The 8,388-nt window shown below is 64.2% G+C and carries 12 protein-coding genes; 1 reads left to right on the top strand and 11 read right to left on the bottom strand.

The features are described 5' to 3' along the window. Positions 1–130 precede the first annotated feature (130 nt). The 4 genes from AB1346_14050 to AB1346_14035 all read right to left on the bottom strand — a co-directional run bounded on the left by AB1346_14050 (position 131) and on the right by AB1346_14035 (position 4,880). Complete coding sequence (locus tag AB1346_14050; GenBank protein ID MEW6721564.1) at positions 131–1,342, bottom strand: type II secretion system F family protein; 1,212 nt, start codon at positions 1,340–1,342, stop codon at positions 131–133. Positions 1,343–1,352: 10 nt separating this feature from the next. Further along, positions 1,353–3,056 carry a GspE/PulE family protein gene (locus tag AB1346_14045; protein ID MEW6721563.1) on the bottom strand — a complete coding sequence of 568 codons (1,704 nt, stop codon included), beginning with the start codon at positions 3,054–3,056 and terminating at the stop codon, positions 1,353–1,355. Between the two features lie 75 nt (positions 3,057–3,131). Then, positions 3,132–3,713 (bottom strand): type II secretion system protein GspG, encoded by a 582-nt coding sequence (locus AB1346_14040; GenBank protein MEW6721562.1) that lies wholly within the window; start codon positions 3,711–3,713, stop codon positions 3,132–3,134. 165 nt (positions 3,714–3,878) lie between these two features. Beyond that, positions 3,879–4,880 (bottom strand): polyprenyl synthetase family protein, encoded by a 1,002-nt coding sequence (locus AB1346_14035; GenBank protein MEW6721561.1) that lies wholly within the window; start codon positions 4,878–4,880, stop codon positions 3,879–3,881. Between the two features lie 54 nt (positions 4,881–4,934). Between AB1346_14035 and AB1346_14030 the strand changes: the two genes are divergently transcribed. Then, complete coding sequence (locus AB1346_14030; GenBank protein ID MEW6721560.1) at positions 4,935–5,528, top strand: RlmE family RNA methyltransferase; 594 nt, start codon at positions 4,935–4,937, stop codon at positions 5,526–5,528. Here the strand turns inward: AB1346_14030 and AB1346_14025 are convergent. The 7 genes from AB1346_14025 to AB1346_13995 form a co-directional block, all read right to left on the bottom strand. Then, on the bottom strand, positions 5,513–5,998 hold the full coding sequence (locus AB1346_14025; protein MEW6721559.1) for a pyridoxamine 5'-phosphate oxidase family protein: 486 nt from the start codon (positions 5,996–5,998) through the stop codon (positions 5,513–5,515). The two genes, AB1346_14030 and AB1346_14025, sit on opposite strands and share 16 nt — an antisense overlap. A gap of 11 nt (positions 5,999–6,009) precedes the next feature. Beyond that, the gene (locus AB1346_14020; GenBank protein ID MEW6721558.1) at positions 6,010–6,420 is read right to left on the bottom strand and encodes a type II toxin-antitoxin system VapC family toxin; all 411 of its coding nucleotides are present in this window, start codon (positions 6,418–6,420) and stop codon (positions 6,010–6,012) included. Next, positions 6,417–6,662 (bottom strand): AbrB/MazE/SpoVT family DNA-binding domain-containing protein, encoded by a 246-nt coding sequence (locus tag AB1346_14015; GenBank protein MEW6721557.1) that lies wholly within the window; start codon positions 6,660–6,662, stop codon positions 6,417–6,419. Before AB1346_14015 ends, AB1346_14020 begins: the two co-directional genes overlap by 4 nt. A gap of 54 nt (positions 6,663–6,716) precedes the next feature. Beyond that, on the bottom strand, positions 6,717–7,172 hold the full coding sequence (locus tag AB1346_14010) for a MaoC/PaaZ C-terminal domain-containing protein (GenBank protein ID MEW6721556.1): 456 nt from the start codon (positions 7,170–7,172) through the stop codon (positions 6,717–6,719). After that, positions 7,169–7,432, bottom strand: a complete 264-nt coding sequence (locus AB1346_14005; GenBank protein MEW6721555.1) for a type II toxin-antitoxin system RelE/ParE family toxin — start codon at positions 7,430–7,432, stop codon at positions 7,169–7,171. The genes AB1346_14010 and AB1346_14005 overlap by 4 nt, the downstream gene beginning before the upstream one ends. Continuing rightward, positions 7,419–7,652, bottom strand: coding sequence for a CopG family transcriptional regulator (locus tag AB1346_14000; protein MEW6721554.1), 234 nt, complete (start codon positions 7,650–7,652; stop codon positions 7,419–7,421). The genes AB1346_14005 and AB1346_14000 overlap by 14 nt, the downstream gene beginning before the upstream one ends. A gap of 63 nt (positions 7,653–7,715) precedes the next feature. Next, entirely contained in the window at positions 7,716–8,237 is a 522-nt protein-coding gene (locus AB1346_13995; protein ID MEW6721553.1) for a DinB family protein, read from the bottom strand. Between the last annotated feature and the right edge of the window lie 151 nt (positions 8,238–8,388).

The following is an 8,388-nucleotide window of genomic DNA, read 5'->3' as shown; positions in this document are numbered from 1 at the left end:
GGCCATGGATGGCCGGGAGCAGCGAGCCCATGGATGGGCGAATGCTGCGGAGGCCATGGATGGCCGGGAGCAGCGAGCCCATGGATGGGCGAATGCTGCGGAGGCCATGGATGGCCGGGAGCAGCCGCCCTCACCGGCCCGCCCCCATGGCGCCGACCATCTTGTAGAGCGCAAGGAAGAAGGAGAGCGCCGTCCCGAGGACCACGAACGCCAGCACCATCGTCATCGCCGGCTCCAGGACGGCGAAGGTCTTCTTGACGGTCGCGGGGACCTCCCGGTCGTAGAACGCGGCGACGTTCTCGAGCGTAGCGTCCAGGTTCCCGGACGCCTCCCCCGCCGACACCATCCGGATGACCATCGGGGGGAACTCCCCCGACTTGTGGAGCGCCACCGACAGGCCGCCCCCGGCGATCAGCTCTTCGCGCGCCCGGCCGATCGACGACGCGACGACCCGGTTCTCCACCACCTTCTCCACGACGGAGAGCGCCTGCGTCATCTCGACTCCGGCGCGGAACAGCGAAGCCGTGAAATGGGCGAACCGGCTCATCTCGATGGAGCGGATCACGTTTCCCATCAACGGAAGCCCGAGCTTCCACCCGTCGATCCGGAGCCGCCCCGCCTCCGTGCGGCGGTACAGCTTCAGCGCGACGACTCCGAGGATCAGCGCACCGATCAAAACCAACCCGTATTCGCGGAAGAACCGGCTGATCGCGAGCACCACGCGGGTCGGGAGCGGCAGCTCGAAGGCGGCCCCCTGGAAGACGGAGAGGAACCGCGGGAAGACGAAGGTGAACAGCAGGACGATCAGCCCGCCGACCATGCCCACGACCGTCGCTGGATAGTACGTCGCCTGGCGGATGGTCTTGCCCAGCTCCTCCTGCCAGGTCAGGAAACGGTTCAGGTCCATGAGCACGCCGTCGAGGTTTCCGGTCGTCTCGCCGGAGCGGATGATGGAGACGAAGATCTCCGGGAAGACGTCCCCGTGAAGAGCGAACGCGCCCGAGAGCGGCACGCCCGACTGGACGTTCCGCCGGACGTCCCGCAGCACCTCGCGGAGTCCCGGGTGGCCCGCCTGCTCGGCCACGTCCGTCAGGGCGCTCATGAGGGGGACCCCCGCGCCGATGAGGGTATGCAGGTGGTAGGTGAGCTCGATCAGGTCCGCGCGCCGGATCCGTTTCCGGAAGACGGCGGGAGCTCCGCTCTCCGCGGTCTGCCGGGCGGAGACCAGGTGAAGCCCCATCCCGGCGAGCGCCTCGCGCAGGCCGTTCGCGTCGGGGGAGGACATCGCCCCCCGCGCCGACTTCCCGTAGTCGTCCACGGCGTGGTACTCGAACCGCGCCAAGAAATCCCCCTTACGTGAGCTGTACGACTTCCTCCAGCGTGGTCAGCCCCTTCAGCGCCTTCGCGATGCCGTCCTGCCGCATCGTGGTCATCCCTTCCGCCATCGCGACCTCGAGCAGCTCCTGCGCGGCCGCGCGCTTCAACGCCAGCCGGGCGATCTCCGGCGTCACCTCCATCAGCTCGTACACTCCCACCCGGCCGCGGAAACCGGTCCCGCCGCACTGGCCGCACCCCTTCCCCCGCATCGCCTTCCCCCGCACCTCGTCGAGGGAGAGCCCCGCGCGCAGGAGGATGTCGGGAGCCGGCTCGTACGGCTCGCGGCACGCGGAGCAGTTGAGCCGCACCAACGCCTGCCCGATGATGGCCCGCAGCGAGGAAGCCACGAGGAACGGCTCCTGCCCCATGTTGATCAGGCGCGGGATCGCGCCGGCGGCGTCGTTGGTGTGGAGGGTGGAGAAGACGAGGTGCCCCGTCAGCGCGGACCGGATGGCCAGCTCGACCGTCTCCCCGTCGCGCATCTCGCCGACCAGGATGACGTCGGGGTCGTGCCGCAGGATCGACCGGAGCCCCGCGGAGAAGGTAAGCCCCGCCTTCACGTTGATCTGGACCTGCCGGATGACCGGAAGTTCGTACTCCACCGGGTCCTCCAGCGTGATGATGCTGCGGTCCAGATTGTTGATGTAGGCCAGGGCGGAATAGAGCGTGGTCGTCTTCCCGGAGCCGGTCGGGCCGCAGACCGTCACGATGCCGTTGCGGCTGTCGATCGCCTTGCGCAGGCGCGCGAGCGTGGCGTCGTCGAAGCCCAGCGTGTCGAGCCCGAGGACCAGCTTCGACTTGTCGAGGATGCGCAGGACGATGTTCTCCCCGTTCACCGTGGGGAGGGTGGAGACGCGCAGGTCGATCTTGCGCTTCCCGTAGCGGAAGTTGATCCTGCCGTCCTGCGGCAGGCGCGACTCCGCGATGTTCATCGCGGAGAGGATCTTCACCCGGGCGGTGACCGCGGGCTGCAGGCTCTTGGGGAGCGACGGCCCCATCCGCAGCTTCCCGTCGATCCGGTACCGAAGGCGGAAGATCCGCTCCTCCGGCTCCATGTGGATGTCGGTGGCCCCCTCCTGCACGGCGGAGAGGAAGATCTGGTCGACGAGGCGGATGATGGGGGCGCCCGCCGCCTGGTCCGCCTCGGACAGCCGTCCCGCCTCCACCTGGCGGATCGACTTCTGGACGATCTCCTCGAAGGAGACTCCGCCCGTGTAGTACTGGTCGATCGCCGCGACGATGCCGCTCTCCGTCGCCGACACCGCCTCGACCACGTACCCCGTGGCGCGCTGCACCTCGTCGATGGCGACCATGTCGAAGACGTTCGCCAGGGCGATGGTGAGCTTGGGCGGCTCGAGCAGGATCGGGATCAGCTTGTGACGCCGGGCCAGCGCCTCCGGGACGGTCTTGAGCGCGGCGGGTTCGATGAGCCAGCTCTCGAGCTGGACGAAGGCGACGCCCGCCTGCGACGCGAGGACCGAGGAGATCTGCTCCTGGGTCACGAATCCGAGGTTGATCAGGATCTCGCCGATCCGCTCGCCCGTCCGCTTCTGCTCGCGCAGCGCAAGGCTGAGCTGGTCGGCGGTGACCAGCCCCGAATCGATCAGCCGCTCCCCCAGTTTCATGGCCCTCGGGGGAGACGCGCCCGCCGGACCCTGCGACGTGCCCGCTTCCGTCATGCGACCCCGCGCCCCCTCACGTTAAAAAAAAAGCCGAAGACTCCGCTTCGGCTTTTCGCACCCGATCCATCCGTTTTACCGGACACGGAATCCGATGTCGTCGCCCTTCACCACGTTGTCGGTGGCGGCCGTCTGGACCTTCACGTTCGGGCCCGCGGAAAGCACCCAGATGGCGCCGGCGGCCGCATAGTTGACGATGTACGGCTTTCCCCACGGATCCGCCGGCAAGGCCCCGCTGGTGTACGGTCCCCTCCATTGCATGTCTCCGATCGTCGGATAGGCGCTCCCCGTGCCGTTCGTGAGAAGGCTGTTGTCCAGGGGGATCACCGCTCCGGCCCACGTGGCGACCACGGCGGGAACGACCGGAGGAATGGCGGTGAATATGGCGGCGGCGGCGGGCGTCGTGGGCCCGGTATAGTAAAGCGCCGTCGCCTGCACTCCTCCGGCGGCGTTCCGGTTCGGCCATCCTCCAACGTCCTTGTAGAAGTTGGTCAACGCCCCGCCGATGACCTGGACTTCGTTGCGTGCCTTGGCCATCCGGGAATCGTCAATGTATTTGGTGATGTAAGGCGTGAGGACCGCCGCAAGGATGGCGATGACGGCGACGACGACGACCACCTCGATCAAGGTGAACCCTGCCACTGCCCTTCTCCTCATGGGCCTTCCCCCCCCTCGAAGGATCCGCTCCTGTGGCTATCATTACTTCCGCTTAAATGAATAATAAATTACGTATAATGAGGTATAAATTATAAGTCAAGAGGATTTTTTCCTGCGAATGATAAAAGCGGGCCCGCAAAGAGAAAACCGGAAAATGAAGGAGACTCAGGCGGTGCGGGAGACGACGTAGTCGGAAAGGGCGTGCAGGGCTTCCCGGGCCGGGGAGGCCGGGAGCGCCCGCAGAAACCTTTTTCCCTCTTGAATGAAAGCTTTTGCCCGCGATGCGGTGTATTCGATCCCCCCGTGGCGGGCCACCAGCCGGGCGAGGAACGCGATGTCGCGCTTTCCGGGCTCCTTCCTGGCGAGGGAGCGCACCGCCGCTTCCCGGTCGGAAGGATCCGCATGCCGTAGGGCGTGCAGAAGCGGCAGCGTGACCTTCCCTTCCCGCAGGTCCTGGAGCGGGCGCTTCCCCAGCTCCTTCTCCGAGCCCGTGAAGTCGAGGATGTCGTCCACGAGCTGGAACGCGATCCCGATGGACTTCCCGAATCCGTACATCGCCTTGCGCGTCTTCGGGTCGGCCCCCGCCAGGACGGAGCCCGTCTCGCTGGCCGCGGCGATGAGGGAGGCGGTCTTGCAGTAGACGACCTCGAGGTACTGCTTCTCGGTGAGAGCGCCGTCGTGCGCCCGGGTGAGCTGCATCACCTCCCCCTCCGTGAGCGACACGAGGGTGCGGGCGTAGATGCCGAGGACGTCGATGTCGCCGTCGTCGGTCATGAGCTGGGAGGCGCGGGCGAAGAGGAAATCGCCCACGAGGATCGACACGGAGTTGCCGAACACCATGTTGGCCGCCGGCTTGCCGCGGCGCACCGTCCCGAGGTCGACCACGTCGTCGTGCAATAGCGTCGCGGTGTGCATGTATTCCGTCACCACGGACATGACGGTCCGGCGCGGCCCCCGGTACCCGCACGCGTCGGCGCAAAGCAGCAGCACGGCGGGGCGGATCCGTTTCCCGCCCGACAGGGTGATGTGCCTGCCCACGACCGGGATGAGGGGAACCGGGGATTTCAGGTTCGTGACCAGCGCGCGCTCCACCGCGCGCAGGTCGCGCCCCAGGTAGCGGAATACGCCGTTGATGTCGATCGGATGGCCCCCCCTGTGCGATGACATTATATTACCGGATTTCCGGCGTCAACCGGCCCTGGATCCGATAGCATGGAGGGCATGTACAAGCGGAAGGACGCATTCTACCTGCGGGCGAAGAAGGAAGGATACCGCTCCCGCGCCGCCTACAAGCTGACGCAGATCGCCGGGAAGGAGAAGGCGGTCCGTCCCGGGGACCGCGTCATCGACGCCGGAGCCGCGCCCGGCGGGTGGAGCCAGGTGCTGCTGGAGCTCGTCGGCAGGAAGGGGAAAGTCGCGGCCGTCGACCTGCTTCCGATGGACCCGCTGCCGGGCGATCACTTCCGCTTCTGGCAGCGGGACCTCACCGACCCTGCCCTGCCTGCCGAACTGATCGCCTTCCTCGGCGGGATGGCCGACGCCGTCGTCTCGGACGCCGCGCCGAACACCACCGGCAGCGCGTTCACCGACCAGGCGCGCTCCGCGAATCTTGTCCGCTCCGTCTTCGCGCTCGCCCGGGAGACGCTGAAGGAGGGCGGCGCTTTCCTCGCCAAGATCTTCGGCGGCGCGGAAAGCGACGAGGTCTTCGCGGAGCTGAAACCCTTCTTCCGCGAGCTGCGGCGCATCCGCCCCGAGGCCACGCGCAGGGAGTCGTTCGAGATGTACTTCCTGGGAAAGGGCTACAAGAGGGGCTGAGCTGCGGGCGGGCGACCGGATCGTTTTCCTGTCATCGAATCGATCCCGATCTTCCAGATGCGGACGTTCTTCAACCGGTCCTCGCCGAAGGCGCATTCCTTGCCGGAGTATTGCGCGACGATCGTTTTCATTCCGAGCTCCCGCTGCGCGGGCGATTCCAGCTCGCGGATCTTCCCGAAGCCGATCACGCTTTCGTAGGAGAACGTCCACCCGCAGGGATCATCCGACTTCCGCAGCAGCTCCACGCCCCGTTCGAATTCGAAGCACACGCTTCCGCCGCTCCGAAAGCCGTCGATCTTCCTTCCTTCACGAGCGGTATGCAGGTAGATCGCCTCGCCATCGTAGCCGAACGAGACGGGCACGATGTACGGCATGCCGTCCACCGCCAGCGCGATCCGGCACACGAGACTCCCGCGGATGACCCGGTCCATCTCCTCCCGGGAAGACATCTCCTTGTCGGTCCTGCGCACTTGTCCGGTCCTTACGGCTCCATCCTGGTAACGGTGCCTATCTTTTTCATATGCTTCCGATCGAAGGAAAATATCTCCCTGACATTCCGCTTCTCCATGACGGCAGCGATATAGCCGTCTATAAAATCGACATTTCGCCCATGATAGAAATCCAGACCCCGCTCCACCAGCTTTCCGTTGATCACCTCGATGCCGGGGGAGGCCAGGATTGCCCGGATCATCGGCGCGATCTGGTGATTCTTCAGGTCGTAACCCGATTCGAGCACCCACACAACCTCGGCAAGCACGAGTTCGGTCGTCAGCAGCCGCAGCTCTCCCCCGGCGGCCCGGTCCAGGAGGGCTTCCACCCTGTCCGCCTTTTCCGGATCGTCGTCGGTCAGATACCGAAGGAAAACATTGGCATCGACGAAAACGGTCTTCACTCCATCTCGCCTCGGGCCCGCTTCGCCACCGCGGATTTCGCGCGGGCGCGTTCCGCGGAAAAATCGCCCTTTCCTTTCGAGGGCACCGCCCCCCGCAAATCTTTCAGCGTTTTCACCGGCACGATCAGGACGCGATTTCCTTCCCGGACGAATTCCACCCGGTCGTTCGCGCGGATATCGAGGTATTCCCTGATTTCCTTCGGAATCGTCACCTGTCCCTTGCTGGTTACCGAGAAGGGCATATTCTTACCTCCATGCGTATCCTTACCAAATATTATAGTAAGGATCCAGAAACGTCAAGATTCCTCCCTGCACGCGACCAGGTAGCGATAGCCGTATTCGAGGACGACCTCCCCGCGCTGGTTCCTCACACGGCAAGCAAGGATCGCGATCCCGCGGTCCGGTTTGCTCTTCGACCTGCGCAGCTCCGTCCAGCGCGCCTCGCAGGTCACGGCGTCGCCCGGACGCACCGGCGCGAACAGCCGCACCTCGTTGACGCCCAGTCCGGACAAAACCGCCAAGTGCCCGTGCGCCTCGACGACATGCCGCGTAAAAGTGGCCATGACATGGAAGGATGAAGCGACCAGCTCGCCGAAGATAGTGCCTTCCGCCGCGGCCTCGTCGGCGTGGAACGGCCACGGGTCGTATTTCCTCCCGAAGTCCAGGATCCCCTCCCGGTCGAAGGCCACGGGGCCGCAGGTGAAGCCGTCCCCCTCCCTCAGGTCTTCCCAGTAGCGTTTTTCAGGAATCATGACGACCTGTATACATCCCGACGGGGAGCAACCTTCACGACACAGACGACAAGCTCCTCGTCGGAGACGGAATAAACGATTCGATAGCGCCCTTGCCGAACGCGAAATCTGTCCTGCCCGGATAATTTCTCACACCCGGAAGGACGGGGGTTTCCTGAAAGATCCCGGATACGGCGTATGACGCGGAGGAGATCCGCTTTCGGCAGAGCTTCGATTTCCTTTGCGGCGGACGGCTTGATGAGGAGCCTATAGCCTGCCACGCTTCCGCATATCCTTGAGGAAGTCCTCGAACGCGAGGTTCGGTTCCCCGGCGCGCTCCTCGAAAGCGGCCAGATCTTCCGCGTCTTCCGCCAGGCTCACCCGCAAGGCGTCATTCACCAGGTCGGACATGGAACGGTCCGTCTCGGCAGCCTTCAGGCGCAGCGCCCGATGGAGATCGGAATCGAAATAGACCGTGGCTCTTTTCTGTGCGGTTTTCATTGTGTCATTATAACGTCATAACGTTATTGCGTCAAACCGCCTCGCTCGTCGTTCGCCTCTTTGTCAACGCTTCCCGACGATGTGGTCCGAAAAATACACCTTCCACGGACCGCACTCTTCGATGAACGGCTGCAGGAGCGCCCTTTCGGCTTGGACCGTATGCATCAGGTCATGACCCGCCCACTCGTTGATCATTTCCCTCAACGAAACCATGCCCAGTTCCTGATGCCTTGCCTTTTTCTCCAGATCGCTTGTCCTTACCTTCAGCAGCAGATCGATGCTATCCGCCCTCAGCCGCTCGAATTCCTTCGCCAGCTCCGCGGGACTCCTGTCGATGCCCGGTTTTGTCCCGTCATCGCCGGGATTGAACGCGGGAAAATCCTCCCCGCGCAACAGGTACCCCACCCGCTTCGGAAACACCATTCGCTCGGTATCGACAATATGCTGAAGGCATTCGTAAGCCGACCATTCCCCCGGCGTCGGAGAACGGCGGAACAATACATAAGGAATCGCCTCGGCGATCTGAATCCAGCGCCGGGGAGTCGTTTTCAGGATCGAAATCACCAACGCCAGCGCATCGTTCATATATTCTCCATTTCCAATAACGTCTAATAAAAACTTTCTTTACAGCGGGGACACTGGTTGGCCTTACCTGCAGAAAACACAATCGCATATCCAATAATTGCGTTGCATTTGGGGCATCTGATTCCAACGTATAAAAGAAGATTCCCTGCGG

This window comes from Thermodesulfobacteriota bacterium (assembly GCA_040758155.1).
Classification (GTDB): Bacteria; Desulfobacterota; Deferrimicrobia; order Deferrimicrobiales; family Deferrimicrobiaceae; genus UBA2219.
This window is presented reverse-complemented; position numbering and strand designations above follow the sequence as displayed.